Genomic DNA, 19,544 nt, shown 5'->3' with positions numbered 1-19,544 from the left:
AAGTTTTGACGGCGCAGCGTACAGTCAGGCGGCGGACATCGTCTCAAGCCCGAGGGCTTCGTCAGAGCAGAGTTGGGTATTGCGTCGACAGCGAAGTTCCGATTGTCTCGGATGCAGAGGGCGATGCATCCGTCTCCGGCGGTACAGCGCCGCCCGTTGCAGGGCGGTCGCTGCCATCGTATTTTGCGCCGCCTCGCGTCGCGGATCAATTCGCACCGCACAATGTCTAACGGACAAATACGCGCGATTGCTGCGGCGCGCCAAACGGTGCCTGCGGCACAGGAGCAATAAGGCATGCAAGGAGAGCAGGCAATGACTTCCGGCCGGATGCCGGCGGGCAGGAGTGCAGGGCTGATTCATGTGGGATGCGCCGGATGGAGCATTCCTGGTGCGTTGCATGAGAAGTTTCCCGCGGCGGGTTCGCACCTGGTCCGCTACGCATCGGTCCTTCCGGCCGTGGAAATCAACACATCCTTCTACCGGCCCCATCGCGCCGCAACCTATGCGCGCTGGCGCGACAGCGTGCCGGAATCCTTCCGTTTCTCGGCCAAGGTACCCAAGGCCATCACGCACGAAGCAAGATTGCGCGGCGCGGAAGAAGCGCTGGAGAAATTTGTCGCGGAAGTCAGCCATCTCGGGCCGAAGCTTGGCTGCCTGCTGGTCCAGCTCCCGCCGAGCCTGCAATTCGACGCGCAGACGGCACGCCGGTTTTTCCGCAAGCTGCGTTCACTGACCGCCGTCCCACTGGTGTGCGAGCCGCGCCACCTCAGCTGGTTTACCGCGGGCGCCGGCGACGTGTTGTCGGGAATGGGCGTGGGCTATGTGGACGCCGACCCGCCGCCGGGGAAACTTCCGGAGGAGGCTGGCCTGACCGGCTTTACCTATCTGCGCATGCATGGTTCGCCCGTCATCTACCATTCCGCCTACGCGGACGATGTCATCGCGCAACTGCATGAACGCCTTTTGAGCAGCGCCGCGTCAGGAAAGCCTGCCTGGTGCATCTTCGACAATACGGCAAGCGGAGCCGCAGTGCCTAATGCATTGTCCCTGCTTGCGCGCCTTCAGTCTCCCCGGGCGGCGGCGGCATGACGGCCTGCAAGCCCGCCTGCGAGCTGCTCCCCGGGGTTTTCACCACGGTCACTGTGCACTCCGCCAGCGCCACCACTTCGGACGACACGCTGCCCAGGTAACGGCGGAAGGCAGAGCTGCCGCGCGAGCCGATGACGATGTGGTCGACCGCATTGACCTTGGCATAGTCGATGATCGCAGTTGCCGGGTCAGGCGCTTCCAGTACGTGGTAGGTGATCTTTTCCGCGGAAATGTTGAGCGGCCTTGCCCAGTGCTTCAGGCCGACGAGATGCTTGACGTGAATGTTGCGGCCTTCCCTGTCGACCAGATCGTCCATGCCGATGCGGTTGGTCTTGCGCACCGTCACGCAGGCAAGGCGCGCGCCCGGTTCGGTCTGCAGCACGCGGCGCGCGGCCACGCGCAGCGATTCGGCCAGTGCCTCGGAGCCGAAATTCAGATCGATCGCCACCACGATGATGGGAGCGCGCGTGAGCTGGGTTGCGGCCGACTGCTGCGGCACATATTCCATGCCGATCGAGCGGAACCAGCGGCGCGCCACCTTGAACATGCCGTCGCGCACGCGCTTTTCGGCGCGCTTGGTGAGCTTCACTTGGTCCGGATTCTGGAGATCGAGCACAAGCTGCGCCGCCGTGTCGTGCCGCTTGGCGGGATTGACTTCCAGGCAGCGCAGGATCAGCTCCTGCAGCCATGCCGGGATGTCCGCATTCAAGGCGCGCGGCGGTACCGGGTCGCGATACAGGCGCCGGCGCAGCCCCGGCACGGAGGTGGGGAAGCCGTAGGGGCGTTCCCCGGTTGCCAGGTGGTACATCAGTACGCCGAGCGCGAACAGGTCACTGCGCGGGTCGTTGCGAATGTGCAGCACCTGCTCGGGCGAGATATACGGGCCGGTGCCCATCGGCAGGCGGAATTCCTCGGCCAGGAGGTCGGGCAGCTTGTCGTGCCGCGCCAGACCGTAATCGATGAGGATCGCTTCGCCGGTTTCGCGGAACATGATGTTGCTCGGCTTCAGGTCGAGGTGGATCACGTTCTGGCGGTGCAGGTCGTGCAGCGCGGTGGCGACCCGGATGCCGATGGACACCACTTCGTCGATCGGCAGCGGCGCCTCGTCGAAGCGTGAGCGCAGGGACTTGCCCGCGATCTCTTCCATCACGATGTAGGGCTGGCCGGTGAAATCGCCGGAGGCAACGAAATGCGGGACGTGGATGCCGGTCAGCTTCGGCATGATCATCTGCTCGACCTCGAAGCCGACGATGGCGGCCGGGTCGGAGTTATCGCCGAGGATCGGAATCTTCATCAGCAGACGCCGCTCGCTGTCACCGTCCTGCTTGCCGTCGACGCGGGTCACGTGCCACAGCGTCGCCATCCCGCCTTTGTGCAGCTTCTCCTCGACGCGGAAACCGTCGATGACCATGCCCGGCGCGAGGCGGCTCATCTTCCGTGCTCGAGACGGTTGCCGATGCTCTGCGGCAGGCCCGCCGCCCGGATCTTGGCGGCGGCGGATTCGTAGTCGTACGGGACGCGGAAGTAGACCAGCTCATGCGTCACATCGTCGAACAGCGCGTAGCACGCGGCCGGATTGCCGTCGCGCGGCTGGCCGACCGAGCCGGGCAGCACCAGCCAGCGGCGCTGGGTGCCCAGCGGAATGCTGCTGTCGCCGGTGGGCACGAAGGACGATACCTTGCCCGTGGGCGAGAGGTTGTACAGCGCCGGCTCGTGCACATGGCCGCAGAAGGTGATGCGGGCGCGTGTGGCGTGCATGCTCTTGACCGCTTCCAGCGTGCCGGTGATGTATTCCCAGCTCTTCGGTTCGGCCGCCGTGGCATGCACGAACAGCAGGTTGTTGTGCTCCTGCGTGAGCGGCAGCTTGTCCAGAAACTGCAGCTGCTCTTCGTTGAGCTGCGCGCGCGTCCATTCGACCACTTCGCGCGCCTGCGGATTCATGTGCTTCGAGGCCGCCTGGGTGACGGCAATATCGTGGTTGCCCTGTACCGCGAAAGCGCCGCGTGCCACGTAGTCCATCACCGTGTCCACCACCCAGGCCGGGTCGGCCCCATAGCCGACAAGGTCGCCCAGGAAGGCATAGCGCTGGGCATTGCGCTCCCTGGCATGGGCGAGGCAGGCGGTCATCGCCTCACGGTTGGCGTGGATGTCGGTCAGGATGGCGATCAGCATGGGGATGGGCGCTTCTATGGGGAATATCGCGAATAACGTTATGGGACTGTCTCAAGCTGACATCCTACTCCGCCTTCCTTTAGGTTTTCTTACAAGCCCTGACGCTGTTGACCTGCAGAAGGCTTTCTACGCCTTCCCCGCGAACTGGCGGTAGCCGCGGGCCCGCAGCTCGCAGGCCGGGCACTTGCCGCAGCCGTAGCCCCAGTCGTGCAACTCGCCGCGCTCGCCGAGGTAGCAGGTGTGCGTGTCCTGCCGTATCACGTCGACCAGCGCATCGCCGCCGATATCCTGCGCCAGCCGCCAGGTGGCTGCTTTGTCGATCCACATCAGCGGAGTCTCGAGCTTGAAGCGGCTTGCCATGCCGAGATTGAGCGCAACCTGCAGCGCCTTCATCGTGTCGTCGCGGCAGTCCGGATAGCCGGAGAAGTCGGTCTCGCACATGCCGCCCACCAGCACGTCCAGGCCGCGCCGGTAGGCCACGGTCGCCGCTACCGTCATGAACATCAGGTTGCGGCCGGGCACGAAGGTATTTGGCAGGCCGTTTGCCTGCATCGCAATCTCGACGTCGGCGGTGAGCGCCGTGTCGGAGATCTTGCCGACCAGCGACAGGTCGATCATGTGGTCCTCGCCGAGCCGCTTGTCCCATTCCGCCGACAACGCACGCATCTTTCCGAGCAGGGCCGGGCGCACGCTGAGTTCGATGGCGTGGCGCTGCCCGTAGTCGAAGCCGATAGTCTCCACCTGCGGATAGCGGGCCAGTGCCCAGGCAAGGCAGGTGGTGGAATCCTGGCCGCCGCTGAAGAGGACCAGTGCGCCGTTGGTGAGTGTCATGCTGTTTCCGTGCAGTGATGTGGGACGGCGGCCATTGTAGCGCCGCCGGCGGGTGTCACGGGGTCTTGCGGTTGATCGTGCGCAGCGTCTGCTCGATGTAGTCGCCGTCATCCTCGCTGTAACGCACCCGGACCGGATACCACTCCATCGAGGGCGCCAGCCAGATGTCGATGTGCTGCTCCTCCGCATCGCCCTGCGGCACGCGCGTGACGTGCAGCGCGTTCACTTCGCCGAGCGGCGTGCCGATCTTTTCCTGCTTGACCACCTTGAAGGTCCAGGGTTCGGCATCGCGCACGCCGGCGACGACAAAGTTCCAGCTCGTGCCGGGCTTGGCGCGCGCCGGGGCGCCGCGCGCGACCGACACCAGTTCCCAGATCACGCTGTTGCGATCCTGCTCGCCGCCCTTGATCGGGTAGGTCTGCTCGGACTGGGCGAAGCGGATTTCTCCCGCGTCGCGGTCGAAGGTGGTGGTGGCCGCCTCCTTGCGGAAACGCTTCTCGGTGAAGCGGGCAGGAGCCAGGCCGAAGGCATCGACCCGGCCCTCGCTGCGCGCGTCGAGGATCTTGCCGACCAGTACCGCGCGCGCCTCGTTGGTCGCGCTGAATTTTCCGGCATCGTACGACCAGCGCATCAAGGCTTCGCCTTCGACCGGAATGCCTTTCTGCCTGGCCTTGATCGCATAGCTCAGTTCCGCGGAGGGCGGCAGGTTCGTCTTGTATTTCGGCGCAGCGACGGCAGTGGCGGCGCCATGGGCCAGCAGGCCGCAGAACAGGGCGGCAAGCGGTAGTCGGAGGGAGAAGCTCATTCGTTTCCTGATGAAGTGTCGGCGCTGCTGCGGGGAGTGAGTTCCTCGAGCAGCATGTCGAGGTAATCGCCGTTGGGATAGGTAAACCGTACCTTGGCCGGATACCACTCGTGCTGGGGCGCCATCCAGATGTCGATCTTCTGGTCGTACGATCCAGGCTTGGGCGCGCGGACGACGTGCCAGGCGTTCATTTTTCCATGCGGCGTTTCGATGTCTTCCTGGCCGACCACGTCGATGCGCCAGGTCTCGGCGTTGCGCGCGCCGGCCACCATGATGTCGAATGCGGCGCCGGGGGCAAACTGCGAGGGGTCGCCGCGGCCGATCGACGCCAGCTGCCACATGATGCTTGCGCGGTCCTGCTCGCCGCCATTGTAAGGATAGACCGCCTGCGACGCCGAAAAGCTGATCTTCCTGTCCTCATGCCGGAAGTGCGTGTTCGTCTTCGCCTTGCGCCACGGCTTCTCGCTGTACAGCACGGGCGCGATGCCGAACGTATTGATCGCGCCTTCGCTGCGGAAATTGAGTACCGAGATCTTGAACAGGATGGTGATGCTTGCCTCGCCCGTGATCACGTAACTGTCCCTGCCGGCCTGCCATTCGAACACGCCGGAGCCGAACCATTGTTTGCCGTCGCGCAGCGCCTGCACCTCGTACTTCAGCTCGGCCGACGGCGGCGGGTCGAACTTCGTGTTGCCTTCGGATTCCGCGGGAGGCAGCTCTGCTTCCGCGAGCGGCGGCGCCGGCTCCTCCGCAACGGGCTCGGGCGCGAGAGCGACCGGCTCAGGATGCGGCTCAAGCGGGAGGGACGCCTCCGCCGTTTCGGTTATCGGCGCCGGAGGCGGCGTGGCAGGACGCGGTTTCGGCTTGCGTTTCGGTTTCGGTTTCGCGGCCACGGGCGGCGGCGCCGGCGCGGCAACCGGCGGCGGGCGCAGCTCGGTGGTGATGACGGCAGGCGGTTCGCTGGACATCGCCGGAAGCGCGATATGCCCGCTTGCCCAGTTCACGAGGAGGAGGTGCCACAGCAATGACGCCAGCAAGGCGGCCGGCAGCATGATCCGGCGGGCGGATCGTTGGGCATCGGCGGCTGGCGGCAGAGAGCGGAGCATGCCGCTAGTGTAACAACCATCCGGTCATCCATCTCGGCGCAAAACAAAGTTTCGGAGCGGCAAGGCCAAGGGCATCGCATCGTGATCTGGAGCAGGACTGCCATGCCGGGATCGCGCTAATATCGGAACCTTTGGCATTTTGTTCACTCAGCCAATCTGATAGGCTGCAGGTATTTTTCCGACGGAGGGTAGTGATGATCAAGCCGAATATACCGAACATCCCGAACATCCCCGGGATGGGTGCGATGACGGATACGCTCGATTTCGTCAAGAACCTGTGGGGCAGCATGGGCCTGCCCGGGATGAACGTGCCCGGCATGCAATCCATGAACGTGCCCGGGATGGTCATGCCCACCCTGTCGGTGGACGAGATCAACAAGAAAATCTCCGACCTGAAGGCGGTCGAGTCCTGGCTCAACCTGAACATGGGCATGCTGCGCAGTACCATCCAGGCACTGGAAGTCCAGGCGGCGACCATTTCGACGCTGCAGACGATGGGCGAGCGCTTCAGCGCAACGATGAATCCCGCCGGGCAGGATTCGACGCAGTCCGCATCGGCGGCGTCCGATGGGGTGAAGGGTAATGGTGCCAGCGGGGCCAATGGCAGCAGTCACGGCACCGAGCGCGTCCACGCGCCGCCGCCCGAGCCGACCACGAAGGACGAGCAGGACGCCGCCAGCCTGACCGCCCCGCTGGTGAATGCCGCCGCGTGGTGGAACATGCTGCAGGACCAGTTCCAGCAGGCGGTCAATACCGCGATGCAGGAAACCCAGGCGGTTGCGGCCGCGGCAACCGCACCGGTGACGACCGAAAAGCCGAAAGCCAAGACCAGCGCCAAGCCGAAGGCCTCCTCGTCATCCGCTTCGTCTTCATCGTCTTCAGCCTCCGGCACCGCCCGCAAGCGCAAGACGAGCAAGTAAGACTGCCTGCCTCACTCCTGCGGCGCCGGACGGGAAACCGTCAGGCGCCCTGCCATCCACAAGGCGGCCAGTCCGCACGCCAGCGCAAAGTAGCCGACGAGGTTGTAGTGCTCGATCTGGCCGGCGGCGTTGCGCGTGATGATCAGGCCCGCGACCAGCGACGCCAGGCCCGACCCCAGCATCTGCACCGATGAGCCCAGGCTCATGAAGGTCCCGCGCACCTGCAGCGGCGCCACCGCGGTCACCATCGCCATTCCCGGGATCATCCGTCCCGACACGAGAACGAAGAACAGCGTCGAATTGAGCAGCACGATCCACCACGGCACGGGCACGAGGTGCGTGGTCGCCAGGATAGGCAGGAAGGAGGCGATCGCGACCCAGCGGAAGGTGCGCAGCTTGCCCTGCCGGTCGGCCAGCCTGCCGATCATGCGCGAGCTCAGGAGCGTTGCTGCGCCGCCGACCAGATAGATCACGGTGATGAAGCTGTCCGTCATGCCGAGGTTCGCGGTGTAGTACAGCGCGATATAGGGGATCACGCTGAAGTTCATCATCAGCAGTCCCACGAAGAAGAAAGCCTTCAGGTGCGCGGGCGCGCGTGCCACCGCATAGATCTGCTGGAACACGTTGCCGGACTGTTTCTTCTCCATGTGCGCGGTCAATGGCGGCAGGTGGCGGTAGCCGAACGCGAGGATGATGCAGGACACCAGCACGATGAAAAAGAAGGGCGCGCGCCAGCCGAGCAGGGTGAGGTGCTCGGCGAGAAACAGCCCGAGCGGCACGCCCGCCACCGTCGACACCGAGAACGCGGCCATCACCGTCCCCATTGCCTGGCCGCGCCGCTCGAAGGGAATCACATCGGCGATCATGGTCTGCACCATTGCGCCGAGCACGCCGCCGAAGGCGCCCGCCATCGCCCGTGCGGCCAGCAGCGAGAGGAAGCCCGGCGCGATGCCGCATAACAGGGTGGCGACGATGAACAGCACATACAGCGTCAGCATCAGCTTGCGGCGGTCGAAGCGGTCGACGTAGGTGGCCGCTAGCAGGCCGGATGCCGCGGCGGTGAAGGTGTACGACGACAGCAGGAGGCCGAATTCATGCGTATCGATCTGCATCACCCGGATCAGCTGCGGGCCGAGCGGCATCATGATCATGAAATCGAGGATGTGCGTGAACTGGATGCCTGCGAGCACCAGGAGAAACAGCCGTTCGTTCTTTTGCAGGTTCGGATTGAGTGTGGACATTCAGGATCCAGGATGAATATCGTGTCAGCCGCGCCGCAGCGACAGCAGGACTATGGCGAGAATGGCGAAAACAGCCCCGGCGTGGAAGGTCGCTTGCGCGCCCAGCGTATCCCAGAGCACGCCGGCGATGATGCTTGCCGCCAGCATGGCGATGCCGCTGGCCAGGTTGAACAGGCCGAAGGCGGTCCCGCGCAGATGGGCGGGTGCGGTATCGGCGACCATGGCGGACAGCAAGCCCTGCGTGGCGGCCATGTGCAGTCCCCAGAAAACCAGGCCGGCGCCGGCCCATCCCAACTCCCCGCTATACGCCAGCAGCAGGTCTGCGATTACCAGCGGCACGATGCCGGCCACCAGCAGCGTCCGGTGGGGCATTGTATCGGCGAGCTTGCCCAGCGGATAGGCGCAGACGGAATAGATCACATTCATCAGCACCAGCACCAGCGGCGCCAGCGCCAGCGGCAATCCGCCCTGCTGCACGCGCAGCACCAGGAACGCTTCGGAAAACCGCGCCAGCGTCAGCACCGCGCCGGCGATCACCACCCACCAGTAGGCGGCGGGCAATAGGGCGAGGGCGGGGCGGGAAATCGGGAAGGCTGCGCGCCCGGGGGGGCTTTCCCGCTGCGGTTCGCGCACCCCGACGATCAGCAGGAGCACCGCCAGCGCGCCGGGAATGACGGCGACCCAGAATACCGCACGGAAATCATTCGCCCACAGCAGCATCAGCCCCATTGCCAGCAGGGGGCCGACGAAGGCGCCTACCGTATCGAGGGACTGGCGCAGGCCGAATGCGGCGCCGCGCATCGAGGGATCGGTGACGTCCGCGATCAGGGCGTCGCGCGGCGCACCGCGGATTCCCTTGCCGATCCGGTCCGCGAACCGCGCGCCGAGCACCCAGCCGGCGCCGGTCGCCATGGCGAAAAAGGGTTTGGTGAGTGCGCCCAGGCCGTATCCGATCACCGCCAGCCACTTGCGCTTGCCGATCCAGTCGCTGAGGACCCCGGAAAAAACCTTGGTGACAAGGGCGGTGGCCTCGGCAATTCCTTCAATGATGCCCACCGTTGTGGCACTTGTTCCGAGAACAACGGTCATAAACACCGGCAGCAGGCTATGGATCATTTCCGACGAAATGTCCATCAAAAGACTGACAAAGCCGAGCACCCAGACAGTAGGGGGGATTGCGGCCCTTGGCGGGCGGGCGGAGCTGTTTTTCATGTTGTTTTGCGTGGTGGCGGCAGTGAGGGCCGTGCGCAGCACTGTAGCAAATCCGCCCGTGTCCCGTTCCGGCCGGATCCCCCTAATTCGGGGAATTCCGCTTTTATTGGTAGAATCAACGACTTAATCAACATTGAAGGTGCGTGATGCTGTACCCAGAACTTTTCAAATCGCTAGAGCAAGTCCGGTGGAACATGGAAAAAGACATTCCCTGGGACAAGTTTGATGCATCGAAGCTGACAGACGAACAAGCACAAACCATCCGGATGAACGCCATTACGGAATGGTCGGCCTTGCCCGCAACCGAGATGTTCCTGCGCGACAACCGTGGCGACAGCGACTTTTCCGCATTCATGTCGGTCTGGTTCTTCGAGGAGCAGAAGCATTCGCTGGTCCTGATGGAATACCTGCGCCGCTTCCGCCCGGATCTCGTGCCCACCGAGGAAGAACTGCACAACGTGCGTTTCGAGTTCGACCCGGCGCCGCCGCTGGAAACCCTGATGCTGCATTTCTGCGGCGAAATCCGCCTGAACCACTGGTATCGCTGCGCCTCCGACTGGCACACCGAGCCCGTCATCAAGCATATCTACAAGGTGATCAGCCAGGACGAGGCCCGCCACGGTGGCGCTTACCTGCGCTACATGAAGAAGGCCTTGAACGAGGTGGGCGATTCCGCCCGTGCCGCTTTCGCCAAGATCGGCGTCCTGATGGCCTCCGCGCGCCGCACCGACAAGCCGCTGCACCCGACCAACCTGCACGTCAACCAGGCGCTGTTCCCCAACGACACGGTGCAGAGCCGCCTGCCCGACCCGAACTGGCTGGAGCGCTGGCTCGATGGCCAGATCAAGTTCGACGGCGAATGGGAAAAGAAGGTGGTCGACCGCATCCTGCACAACATGTCGCTGCTGTTCGAGCGCACCTTCGAATCGGTCCAGGACCTGAACCGCTACCGCAAGGAAATTACCGGCCGCCTCGGCCAAGGCGGCCTTCAGCCCGCCGCATGATGCTGCGACACTGATACCGGATTAACGTCCTGCAAGCCGCAAGCTCCTGCTTGCGGCTTTTTTATTTTCGCTTCGGCCAACGCTGCTACACTTGCTGCGCAAGTGAACCACCATCGCATCCTTTCCATCATGCCGACTTTCGAGAACAAGATCTGCGCGCGCACCGAGCTGGCGGCGCGCGTGAAGCAGCTGCCCGAACCCGTAGTCCTCACCAACGGTGTCTTCGACATCCTGCACCGCGGCCATGTCACCTATCTCGCGCAGGCGCGCGAACTGGGTGCGTCGCTGGTCGTCGCAGTCAATACCGACGCTTCCGTGAAGCGCCTCGGGAAGGGCGACGACCGGCCCGTCAACACCTGCGAGGACCGCATGGCCATCCTCGCCGCGCTGGAATCGGTAAGCATGGTGGTGCCGTTCGACGAGGATACGGCGCTGGAGGTGGTGCAGGAAGCACGGCCCGGCATCTATGTGAAAGGCGGCGATTACGACATGGCAGCGATCCCGGAAGGACGTGCCGTGATGGCCTACGGCGGCAAGGCGGTCGCGATCGATTTCGAGCACGACCGCTCGACGACCAGTCTTTTGAAGAAAGTCCGTAAGGGGTGACATCATGAAGCTCGCACCGATTGCCGAAGTCACGCGCGGAGGCCAGGTCGAATCCATTCATTTCGGCGCGGTCGCCGTGGTCAATGCGCGCGGCGAGCTGCTCTACCACGCGGGCGACCCGCACTTCCTCACCTTCACCCGCTCGACGATCAAACCCTTCCAGGCATTGCCTTTCCTGCGCGCGGGCGGGCCCGCGCGCTTCGCGTTCGGCAGCCGCGAGCTGGCCCTCCTGTGCGCCAGCCATTCCGGCGAAGCGATGCACACGGCCGTGGTCGAATCGATGCTGCAAAAGTCGGGTTGCGATGAACACCACCTGCAATGCGGCTGCCACGTCCCGATCCAATATGCGGCATCGAACGTCCAGCCTCCGCCCGGCGCAAGTTTCAATCAGCTCCACAACAACTGCAGCGGCAAGCATGCCGGTTTCCTTGCGTACTGCCGGCAGCACGGCCTGCCGCTCGAGACTTACCTCGATCCCGCGCATCCCTTGCAGAGCGCGATCCGTACATGCCTGGCCGATGTCGCCGGCGTGCCGGAGGCGGCGATGGTTGCGGGGACCGACGGCTGCTCCGCGCCGAACTACGCCTTGCCGCTGTCGCGCCTCGCCTACACCTATGCGCGGCTGGCGCAGCAGCGGCCGGACCCGCACTTCGGCGAACTGACCGGCGAACTCTTCTCGGCCATGACCAGCCATCCCGAACTGGTCTCCGGCACCGGGCGCATCGACCTTGCCCTCATGCAGGCCGGGAAGGGCGACTGGGTGGCCAAGGGCGGCGCCGAGGGTGTCCAGGTGATCGGCATCCGGTCCGCGGGACTGGGGATCGCATTGAAGGCAGCCGACGGCAGCGCGCGCGGCCTGCAGCCCGCGACCATCTCCGTCCTGCAGCAGCTCGGACTCTTGCCCGACCATGGAAGCCCGCTCGAATCCTGGCGGACAACGGAACTGCGCAACCTGCGGAATATCCCGACCGGCGAGGTGAGGCCGGCGGTTTCGCTGATCAAAGCCTGAAGCCGGCCCGCCTGCCGGCTTCATGACGATGTGCTATCGTGAGCACTCCATGAAAGCAATGCAGGCATTCGTCATCTGGCTGCTGATGGCCCTGGTTCCGCTCCAGGGCGCGGCGGCGAACGCGCTCCTTGTGTGCAAGGCGGCCAATGGCGCGCCGGCGGTATCCTACGTGGCGCCGGCGGAAGACATGCATGCCCATCCCTGCGCGGGCATGCAGGCATCGCAGGACGATGCACACCAGCAGCATGCGCCGGACAAGCAGACGTCCGGCACCGACTGCATCGCCGACTACGCCGGCGTACCGTGGATGCCCGCAGGCGAGTTGGCGCTGCCATCTTCGCATCCTCTGCCCGACGTCATCACCTACGCCGGATTCCGGCTTCCGAACTTCATTCCCGACGGCCCCGAACGCCCGCCACGCACGCATTCCCTTTGAACTCCGAATTGCGCCGCCCGGCATCAATGCCCGGCGCGTGTTTGATCACGTTTGAAAGGAAATGACATGCAATACCGATTTGCCTTTGCCGCCTTTGCATTGGCGGCCTCGTTCGTCCATGCCGCCGACAGCCCGTACGCCGGGCAGGAAAGGCGTTCCATCAAAGCGCTCTCCGAGCAGGAGATCGCCGATTACCGACACGGCCGGGGAATGCGCACCTCGCTCGCTGCGGAATTGAACCACTATCCCGGTCCGAGGCACGTCCTCGAACATGCGCAAGCTCTGGACTTGTCGCAAGAGCAGCAGGCAAGAACACGGCAGTTGCAGGAGGACATGGCCCGCGAAGCCGCGCGGCTGGGCGAGCGCATTGTGCAGAAGGAGGCGGAGCTAGAGGCCTTGTTCGCGGGCGGCAAGGCGAACCATGACAGCATGCGCAGCATCGTCGGGGAGATCGGGATGCTGCAGGCGGAGTACCGTGCCGTCCACCTCGGCGCACACCTGTCCATGCAACAGCTCTTGTCACGCGAACAGATCGCCGAATATGACAGGCTGCGCGGCTACGGGGGCACCAATCCCGGCGGCGGCGGTCATAAGCACGGAATGATGCACGGCAAGATGGGGCACGACTAATGCCGGCGATGCAGAATCAACATCAGCAAGCAAAGGAATCAATCATGCAAAGACGAACACTCCTGCAGCGCGCATTTGCCGCGCTGCTGTTGCCCGCTGTCGCCGCGAAGGCGGCGCCGGCGGCGCCAGGGGCTAAGGGAGCCTTGCCGGTCATCGAGGTGTACAAGAGCGAAAGCTGCGGCTGTTGCCACCTGTGGGTAGACCACCTGCGCGCCAACGGTTTCACCGTCAAGGCGACCGATGTGCCGGATCCCTCGGCGTACCGGAAGAAGCATGGCGTGCCGGAGGCGCTGGGCTCCTGCCACACCGGCGTCGTTGCCGGCTATGCACTCGAAGGCCACGTGCCGGCGGCCGAGGTCAAGCGTCTGCTGGCCGAACGGCCGAAGGCGCGCGGACTAGCGGTGCCGGGCATGCCCATGGGCTCGCCCGGGATGGAAGGGTCGCGCAAGGACTCGTACGACGTCCTGCTCATCGAGGCCGACGGACGCTCCAGGGTGTACAGGCACTACGGCGCCTGATCACGCCCGATGCCGCATCAGTGGCCATGGTGCATGCCGCCGTGGCCGCTGTCCTTCTTCTCCTGCACTTTCACCTTCACCTCGGCCTTGCCCGCCTTCTCGAAGTTCAGCGTGAGCGGGAAGCTGTCGCCGGCCTTCAAGGGCTGGCGCAGTCCCATCAGCATCAGGTGATAGCCTTCGCCGGGCTTCATGTCCAGGCGGCCGGAGGCGGGGATGTCGATCTGCCCCACCTCGCGCATCCGCATCACATTGCCTTCCATCGCCATCGTATGGATTTCGACGCTCTTCGCGACAGGAGAGCTCGCGCCGACCAGCTTGTCCGCAAGCTTGCCCTTGTTCTCGATCGTCACGTAAGCACCGCCCGCCTGCTGGCTGGTGACAGTGGCCCGCGCATGCGCGTTGGTGATGTGGAGGTCTTTGAGCTTCGCATCCTGCGCGTGGGCGGAGACGCCGAAGACGGTGGCGGCGGCGAGGATCGAGAGAGTGCGCAAATTCATGGTGTTCCTTGTTGGATAAGTGCGTAAAAGAAAATCAGGCGCCGCCGGCAAAGCCGTTTTGCCGCCACGCCTCGTAGACCACGACGGCGACGGTGTTCGACAGGTTGAGGCTGCGGTTTTCCGGCCGCATGGGCAGCCGGATCCGTTGCGAGGGCGGAAACGACTCCCGCAGTGCGGGCGCCAGGCCGCGCGTTTCCGATCCGAAGACGAACACGTCTCCCGGGCGGAATGTTACCTGGGCAAACGGCGTCGAGCCATGCGTGGTCAGTGCGAACATGCGGGCCGGGTCGGGGCACTCGCTTGCGAGGAAGTCTTCCCAGCCCCGGTGCACCTTCATCGTCGCGTAGTCGTGGTAATCGAGGCCAGCGCGACGCATCTTCGCGTCGTCGAGCGGAAAGCCCAGCGGCTCGACCAGGTGGAGCTGCGCGCCGGTGTTGGCGCACAGCCGGATGACATTGCCGGTGTTGGGCGGGATTTCGGGTTCGACAAGTACAACGTGAAACAAATCATGCTCCTTCACTCATCGCTGCGGCGTGCGCGCGAATACGATGTTGGTGACGCGCGCGGCGCCGAAACGCTTGAGGGTGGCCGCCAGCTCGTTGAGCGTCTCCCCGGTCGTCATCACGTCGTCGACGACGCCGATGTGGCGCCCGCGCACCATGTCCATTGCGCGTGCGGGAACGACGAAGGCGTTGCGGATATTCCTATGCCGTTCGTCGGGGTGCAACATCGATTGCGACTGCGTTTCCCTGTGGCGCGCGACGAGATGCGGGTCGAGCTTTACGCGCAGGCGGCGCGAGAGCGGCCTGGCGATTTCGAGCGCCTGGTTGAACCCGCGCTGCAACAGCCGCTGCGGGCCGAGCGGAACAGCGGTCAGCACTTCGGGCGTTGTCGATCCCTTTGCCGCCTGCAAGAGCAACTGCGCAAACAGCGGCGCGATCTCAAGCCGGTTGCCGAACTTCAGCGCAAGCACCAGCCGGTCCACCGGTGCGCCGTAATCCGCCGCGACGATGGTCGCGTCGAAGGCGGGAGGCTGTTTGACGCAATCGCCGCAACGCGCGTCGGCAGCGCTGGCCAGTCCGATGCCGCAGCACGCGCAGCGCGGCTTTCTTGCCGCAAAGAACTGCATGCGACAGGTTCCGCACAAGGCCGAGCCTTCTTCCTGGCCGCACAGCGCGCAGGATGAGGGCAGCGCGCGCGGCGCCCCCGACAGGAGCTGGTGCAGCATCGGACGCATCCGGGAGAACATGGAGCAGGCAAATCCTCGAGCGTGTAAACTGCCTGCATTATCTCATTGCCCCGCCGGATTTCCTCGTGCCGTCCCAACCCGCTTCCAACCTCAGTGCGCCCATCGACCTCCACGCCGTGCGCCGTCTGTTCGACCGCCCGGACAGGATTGCCGATTCGAACTTCCTGCGCAGGGAAGTGGCCGGGCGCATGCACGAACGCCTGTCGCTGGTGAAGATCGCGCCGGAGCGCGTGCTCGACCTCGGCTGCGGGGAAGGAGCGGATTTCACCGCCTTGCAGGAGTTGTACCCGCAGGCCCACCTGGTCGGTGTCGACGCCTCCCAGGCCCTGCTCGCCGTCGGCCGTCAGGGCCGCTCGGCCGCGGCGACATCGATGACGCGCCTGCTCGGGAAGCTTCTGCCGAGAAAGATGGGCGCCAGGCCTGAGGATGGTGCCGGACAACTGTGCGGCGATTTTTCCCAGCTCCCCTGTGCGACCGCCAGCGCCGACCTGATCTGGTCCAACCTCGCGTTGCACTGGCATCCGCAACCCGACCTCGTGTTCGCCGAGTGGCGCAGGGTGCTGCGGGTCGACGGGCTGTTGATGTTTTCCTGTTTCGGTCCCGATACTTTCAAGGAAATCCGCGACGCGTTTTCGGGGATCGACGCCACGCCCCATACCCTGAACTTCGTCGACATGCATGACCTCGGGGACATGCTCGTCAATACCGGATTCTCCACGCCGGTGATGGATATGGAAACCATTACCGTCACCTATGAGTCCACCGATAAGCTGCTGGCTGATGTGCGTGCGTGGGGAGGCAATCCGCTGCTCACGCGCCGGCGCGGCTTGTATGGACGCGGCGACTGGGCGCGGCTGCTTGGTGCACTGGATGCCTGCCGCCGTCCGGACGGCAAGATCCCGTTGACCTTCGAAGTGGTCTACGGGCACGCCTTCCGTCCGGCGCCGACCAGGACCGCGGCCGGCGAAGCGATCATCAGGCTGGACCTTCCGCGCAGGCGCCAGTAGCGCGGCCTGCGCAGCCTCGTTCATCTGACAGACAAAGTCCGTTGCGATGTCAGCCGAAGTCCGCGCGCAGAGTGGCCTGAATGACAATGCATGTAGTGGTTTCCCTCTGTTGCAGAGCCGCGCCACGCCTGCGTTCGCACGATTTTGTAGGACATTTTTCCCCTTGATAACCATCCAAGTTCCGACTTATACTTCCGTGGTTTTGCGCAGGGAGCGCGCCGCTTCGCAGCCGTCTTGAGGCAACCATCATGGTCACTCGCGAATGGATGTTGAAGCGCAATTGCTCACTGACACCGCGACAGCTCGGCTTGACCTATTTCGCGGTATGCACGACATCATTGCTGGTCGCGATATTTTTTGCTGCTTCCGGTGCCTGGTACGTCCTTGGATTTGCGCTGATTGAGCAGTTTGGAGTAGGAGTTGCCTTTTTGTTGTATGCTCGTCATGCGACGGACAGGGAACATATCGCACTCGAAGAGAACTGCCTGCTGGTGGAAGTCATCCAGGTGGAGCATGTCCGACAATTCAGGCTGGATCCGCGCCTCACGCGCGTCGAGCCGCCCGTGTCGGGCAGCAGCGGGCTGGTGCGTTTGGAGGCGAACGGCACCAAGGTCGAAATCGGCCGGTTTTTGACAGAATGGAAACGACGCGAGCTTGCGCTGGAGCTGAAAGGCGCGCTTGCGTGGCATAGATATAAACAGAATTCCAATTTTGGCTTTTGAGGAAAATATGAAACTTGCGAAGCGCCTTCACTCCCTGATGCTCGGTGCGTCGCTCCTGATGGCAGGCATGCCGTCATGGGCGGTCAACGATAGCCCGGGCGGTCCCGCAAACCGTCAGATAACCTTCCACGAACCGGTCACCAAGATCGCCGAGGAAGTCTATTCGCTGCACAACCTGATGCTGATCATCTGCCTGGTGATCTTCGTCGCGGTGTTCGGCGTGATGTTCTATTCCATCTTCAAGCACCGCAAATCCGTCGGCCACAAGCCGGCGACCTTCCACGAAAGCACCGCCGTCGAGATCGCCTGGACGGTCGTCCCGTTCCTGATCGTCATCGGCATGGCGCTGCCGGCCACCAAGACCGTCGTCGCGATGAAAGATACCTCCAATGCCGACCTCACCATCAAGGTGACGGGCATGCAGTGGAAGTGGGGCTACGACTACCTGAAGGGTGAAGGTGAAGGCATTTCCTTCCTCTCCGCGCTGTCCACGCCGCGCGAACAGGTCATCAACCCGGCCAGCATCACCAACGACAACTACCTGATCGAAGTCGACAACCCGGTTGTCGTTCCGGTCAACAAGAAGGTTCGTCTGGTGCTGACCGCCAACGACGTGATCCACGCCTGGATGATCCCGGCATTTGCCGTGAAGCAGGACGCGATTCCCGGCTTTGTGCGCGACACCTGGTTCCGTGCGGAAAAGACCGGCGTCTACCGCGGCCAGTGCGCCGAACTGTGCGGCAAGGAGCACGCCTTCATGCCGATCGTGGTCAATGTCGTGACCGACGAGGAATACACGAAGTGGGTCGAGGGCAAGAAGAAGGAAATGGCAGCCAAGGCTGACGATCCGAACAAGACCTGGACCGTGGATGAACTCAAGCAGCGTGGCGCGCAGGTTTACGCCGCCAACTGCGTGGCCTGCCACCAGGCAACCGGCAAGGGTGTTCCGGGAGCGTTCCCGGCCCTCGACGGCTCGCCGGTGGTGAACGGTCCGCGTGCAGAACAAATCAAGGTTGTGGTGCATGGCCGCAAGGGCATGCCTCCGTTCAAGCAGCTGTCCGACACCGAACTCGCTGCCGTGATCACCTACACCCGCAACAACTGGTCCAACAAGGCCCAGGAAAACATTGTTCAACCGGCTGAAGTGCTGGCTGCGCGCAAGTAATTGAATTAGGAGATTGAGATGACCACCGCAGTTGATCACGCACACGATCACTCTCACGACCACGCGCACGACCATCCGCACGGCTGGCAGCGCTGGTTGTACGCCACCAATCACAAGGACATCGGTTCGCTGTACCTGTGGTTCTCGTTCATCATGCTGCTGTCGGGCGGCGTGCTGGCACTGATGATCCGTGCCGAGCTGTTCCAGCCCGGCCTGCAACTGGTGCAGCCGGAGTTCTTCAACCAGCTGACCACCATGCACGGCCTGATCATGGTGTTCGGCGCGATCATGCCGGCCTTCGTCGGCTTCGCCAACTGGATGATTCCGCTGCAGATCGGCGCATCCGACATGGCGTTCGCCCGCATGAACAACTTCTCGTTCTGGCTGCTGCCCCCGGCTGCCATCCTGCTGGCGGCATCCTTCCTGGTGCCCGGCGGCGCGACCGCTGCGGGCTGGACGCTGTACGCTCCGCTGTCGACCCAGATGGGCATCGGCATGGACATGGGCATCTTCGCGATGCACATCATGGGCGCGTCGTCGATCATGGGTTCCATCAACATCATCGTCACCATCCTCAACATGCGTGCCCCCGGCATGACGCTGATGAAGATGCCGATGTTCTGCTGGACCTGGCTGATCACCGCCTACCTGCTGATCGCCGTGATGCCCGTGCTGGCCGGCGCCATCACCATGACGCTGACCGACCGCCACTTCGGCACCTCCTTCTTCAATGCCGCCGGCGGCGGTGACCCGGTGATGTACCAGCACATTTTCTGGTTCTTCGGCCACCCCGAGGTGTACATCATGATTCTGCCGGCCTTCGGTATCGTGTCGCAGATCATCCCGGCGTTCTCGCGCAAGCCGCTGTTCGGCTATGCATCGATGGTGTACGCAACGGCATCGATCGCGATCCTGTCGTTCATCGTGTGGGCGCACCACATGTTCACCACCGGCATGCCGGTGACCGCGCAGCTGTTCTTCATGTACGCGACCATGCTGATCTCCGTGCCGACCGGCGTGAAGGTGTTCAACTGGATCGCGACGATGTGGAAGGGTTCGATGACCTTCGAAACCCCGATGCTGTTCGCAGTCGGCTTCATCTTCGTGTTCACGATGGGCGGCTTCACCGGCCTGATCCTGGCCGTGACCCCGATCGACATCCAGATGCAGGATACCTACTATGTGGTGGCGCACTTCCACTACGTGCTGGTGGCCGGCTCGCTGTTCGCGCTGTTCGCCGGTTTCTACTACTGGGGTCCGAAGTGGACGGGTTTCATGTACAACGAAACCCGCGGCAAGATCCACTTCTGGGGTTCGCTGATCAC

The 19,544-nt window shown here is 63.8% G+C and carries 22 protein-coding genes; 12 read left to right on the top strand and 10 right to left on the bottom strand.

Features of this window, described 5'->3' with window-relative positions:
• The first annotated feature begins 312 nt into the window (after window positions 1–312).
• On the top strand, window positions 313–1,089 hold the full coding sequence (locus VFF99_RS05145) for a DUF72 domain-containing protein (RefSeq protein ID WP_325015615.1): 777 nt from the start codon (window positions 313–315) through the stop codon (window positions 1,087–1,089).
• On the opposite strand, the gene VFF99_RS05140 is transcribed toward VFF99_RS05145, so the two are convergent.
• From VFF99_RS05140 to VFF99_RS05120, 5 genes are all read right to left on the bottom strand, one after another.
• Complete coding sequence (locus VFF99_RS05140) at window positions 1,034–2,521, bottom strand: bifunctional serine/threonine-protein kinase/universal stress protein (protein ID WP_325015613.1); 1,488 nt, start codon at window positions 2,519–2,521, stop codon at window positions 1,034–1,036. The genes VFF99_RS05145 and VFF99_RS05140 overlap by 56 nt on opposite strands.
• On the bottom strand, window positions 2,518–3,261 hold the full coding sequence (locus tag VFF99_RS05135; RefSeq protein ID WP_325015611.1) for a metallophosphoesterase family protein: 744 nt from the start codon (window positions 3,259–3,261) through the stop codon (window positions 2,518–2,520). Before VFF99_RS05135 ends, VFF99_RS05140 begins: the two co-directional genes overlap by 4 nt.
• Window positions 3,262–3,387: 126 nt before the next feature.
• The gene (gene queC, locus VFF99_RS05130) at window positions 3,388–4,092 is read right to left on the bottom strand and encodes a 7-cyano-7-deazaguanine synthase QueC (RefSeq protein WP_325015609.1); all 705 of its coding nucleotides are present in this window, start codon (window positions 4,090–4,092) and stop codon (window positions 3,388–3,390) included.
• A 55-nt stretch (window positions 4,093–4,147) separates the two neighbouring features.
• Window positions 4,148–4,897, bottom strand: a complete 750-nt coding sequence (locus VFF99_RS05125) for a DUF3108 domain-containing protein (RefSeq protein WP_325015607.1) — start codon at window positions 4,895–4,897, stop codon at window positions 4,148–4,150.
• Window positions 4,894–6,003, bottom strand: a complete 1,110-nt coding sequence (locus tag VFF99_RS05120; protein ID WP_325015605.1) for a DUF3108 domain-containing protein — start codon at window positions 6,001–6,003, stop codon at window positions 4,894–4,896. The genes VFF99_RS05125 and VFF99_RS05120 overlap by 4 nt, the downstream gene beginning before the upstream one ends.
• Window positions 6,004–6,197: 194 nt before the next feature.
• Between VFF99_RS05120 and VFF99_RS05115 the strand changes: the two genes are divergently transcribed.
• Entirely contained in the window at window positions 6,198–6,923 is a 726-nt protein-coding gene (locus tag VFF99_RS05115) for a PhaM family polyhydroxyalkanoate granule multifunctional regulatory protein (RefSeq protein WP_325015603.1), read from the top strand.
• Between the two features lie 11 nt (window positions 6,924–6,934).
• On the opposite strand, the gene VFF99_RS05110 is transcribed toward VFF99_RS05115, so the two are convergent.
• Window positions 6,935–8,164, bottom strand: coding sequence for an MFS transporter (locus VFF99_RS05110; RefSeq protein WP_325015600.1), 1,230 nt, complete (start codon window positions 8,162–8,164; stop codon window positions 6,935–6,937).
• A gap of 24 nt (window positions 8,165–8,188) precedes the next feature.
• Window positions 8,189–9,376: an MFS transporter gene (locus VFF99_RS05105; protein WP_325015598.1), complete on the bottom strand. Its 1,188-nt coding sequence runs from the start codon at window positions 9,374–9,376 to the stop codon at window positions 8,189–8,191.
• 146 nt (window positions 9,377–9,522) lie between these two features.
• Between VFF99_RS05105 and VFF99_RS05100 the strand changes: the two genes are divergently transcribed.
• From VFF99_RS05100 to VFF99_RS05075, 6 genes are all read left to right on the top strand, one after another.
• Entirely contained in the window at window positions 9,523–10,380 is an 858-nt protein-coding gene (locus tag VFF99_RS05100; RefSeq protein ID WP_325015596.1) for a ferritin-like domain-containing protein, read from the top strand.
• Window positions 10,381–10,509: 129 nt separating this feature from the next.
• The gene (rfaE2, locus tag VFF99_RS05095) at window positions 10,510–10,986 is read left to right on the top strand and encodes a D-glycero-beta-D-manno-heptose 1-phosphate adenylyltransferase (protein ID WP_325015631.1); all 477 of its coding nucleotides are present in this window, start codon (window positions 10,510–10,512) and stop codon (window positions 10,984–10,986) included.
• 4 nt (window positions 10,987–10,990) lie between these two features.
• A complete protein-coding gene (locus VFF99_RS05090) occupies window positions 10,991–11,995 on the top strand; it encodes an asparaginase (RefSeq protein ID WP_325015594.1) in 1,005 nt (334 codons plus the stop codon).
• Between the two features lie 49 nt (window positions 11,996–12,044).
• Entirely contained in the window at window positions 12,045–12,431 is a 387-nt protein-coding gene (locus tag VFF99_RS05085) for a hypothetical protein (protein ID WP_325015593.1), read from the top strand.
• 66 nt (window positions 12,432–12,497) lie between these two features.
• The gene (locus VFF99_RS05080; RefSeq protein WP_325015591.1) at window positions 12,498–13,061 is read left to right on the top strand and encodes a hypothetical protein; all 564 of its coding nucleotides are present in this window, start codon (window positions 12,498–12,500) and stop codon (window positions 13,059–13,061) included.
• Window positions 13,062–13,105: 44 nt separating this feature from the next.
• A complete protein-coding gene (locus tag VFF99_RS05075; protein ID WP_325015589.1) occupies window positions 13,106–13,579 on the top strand; it encodes a DUF411 domain-containing protein in 474 nt (157 codons plus the stop codon).
• A 17-nt stretch (window positions 13,580–13,596) separates the two neighbouring features.
• On the opposite strand, the gene VFF99_RS05070 is transcribed toward VFF99_RS05075, so the two are convergent.
• Genes VFF99_RS05070 through VFF99_RS05060 form a run of 3 tightly spaced genes read right to left on the bottom strand, consistent with a single transcriptional unit; the run spans window position 13,597 to window position 15,304 of the window.
• Complete coding sequence (locus VFF99_RS05070) at window positions 13,597–14,076, bottom strand: copper chaperone PCu(A)C (protein WP_325015588.1); 480 nt, start codon at window positions 14,074–14,076, stop codon at window positions 13,597–13,599.
• Between the two features lie 34 nt (window positions 14,077–14,110).
• Entirely contained in the window at window positions 14,111–14,581 is a 471-nt protein-coding gene (gene trmL, locus VFF99_RS05065) for a tRNA (uridine(34)/cytosine(34)/5-carboxymethylaminomethyluridine(34)-2'-O)-methyltransferase TrmL (protein WP_325015586.1), read from the bottom strand.
• Window positions 14,582–14,596: 15 nt separating this feature from the next.
• Window positions 14,597–15,304, bottom strand: coding sequence for a ComF family protein (locus VFF99_RS05060; RefSeq protein WP_325015584.1), 708 nt, complete (start codon window positions 15,302–15,304; stop codon window positions 14,597–14,599).
• Between the two features lie 86 nt (window positions 15,305–15,390).
• Here VFF99_RS05060 and VFF99_RS05055 point away from each other — a divergent pair, with 86 nt between their 5' ends.
• From VFF99_RS05055 to VFF99_RS05040, 4 genes are all read left to right on the top strand, one after another.
• Entirely contained in the window at window positions 15,391–16,332 is a 942-nt protein-coding gene (locus VFF99_RS05055; protein WP_325015583.1) for a methyltransferase domain-containing protein, read from the top strand.
• Window positions 16,333–16,580: 248 nt separating this feature from the next.
• Window positions 16,581–17,054 carry a DUF2244 domain-containing protein gene (locus VFF99_RS05050; protein WP_325015581.1) on the top strand — a complete coding sequence of 158 codons (474 nt, stop codon included), beginning with the start codon at window positions 16,581–16,583 and terminating at the stop codon, window positions 17,052–17,054.
• A 7-nt stretch (window positions 17,055–17,061) separates the two neighbouring features.
• Window positions 17,062–18,219, top strand: coding sequence for a cytochrome c oxidase subunit II (gene coxB / locus VFF99_RS05045; RefSeq protein WP_325015580.1), 1,158 nt, complete (start codon window positions 17,062–17,064; stop codon window positions 18,217–18,219).
• An 18-nt stretch (window positions 18,220–18,237) separates the two neighbouring features.
• Window positions 18,238–19,544 (top strand): cytochrome c oxidase subunit 1 (locus tag VFF99_RS05040; RefSeq protein WP_325015578.1); only part of this gene is annotated, 1,307 nt, incomplete at its 3' end.

The sequence above is a fragment of the Noviherbaspirillum sp. genome (assembly GCF_035654295.1).
In the GTDB taxonomy this organism is placed as follows: domain Bacteria; phylum Pseudomonadota; class Gammaproteobacteria; order Burkholderiales; family Burkholderiaceae_D; genus Noviherbaspirillum.
The sequence above is the reverse complement of the archived record's forward strand: the minus strand, read 5'-3'. Positions and strand labels throughout refer to the sequence as shown.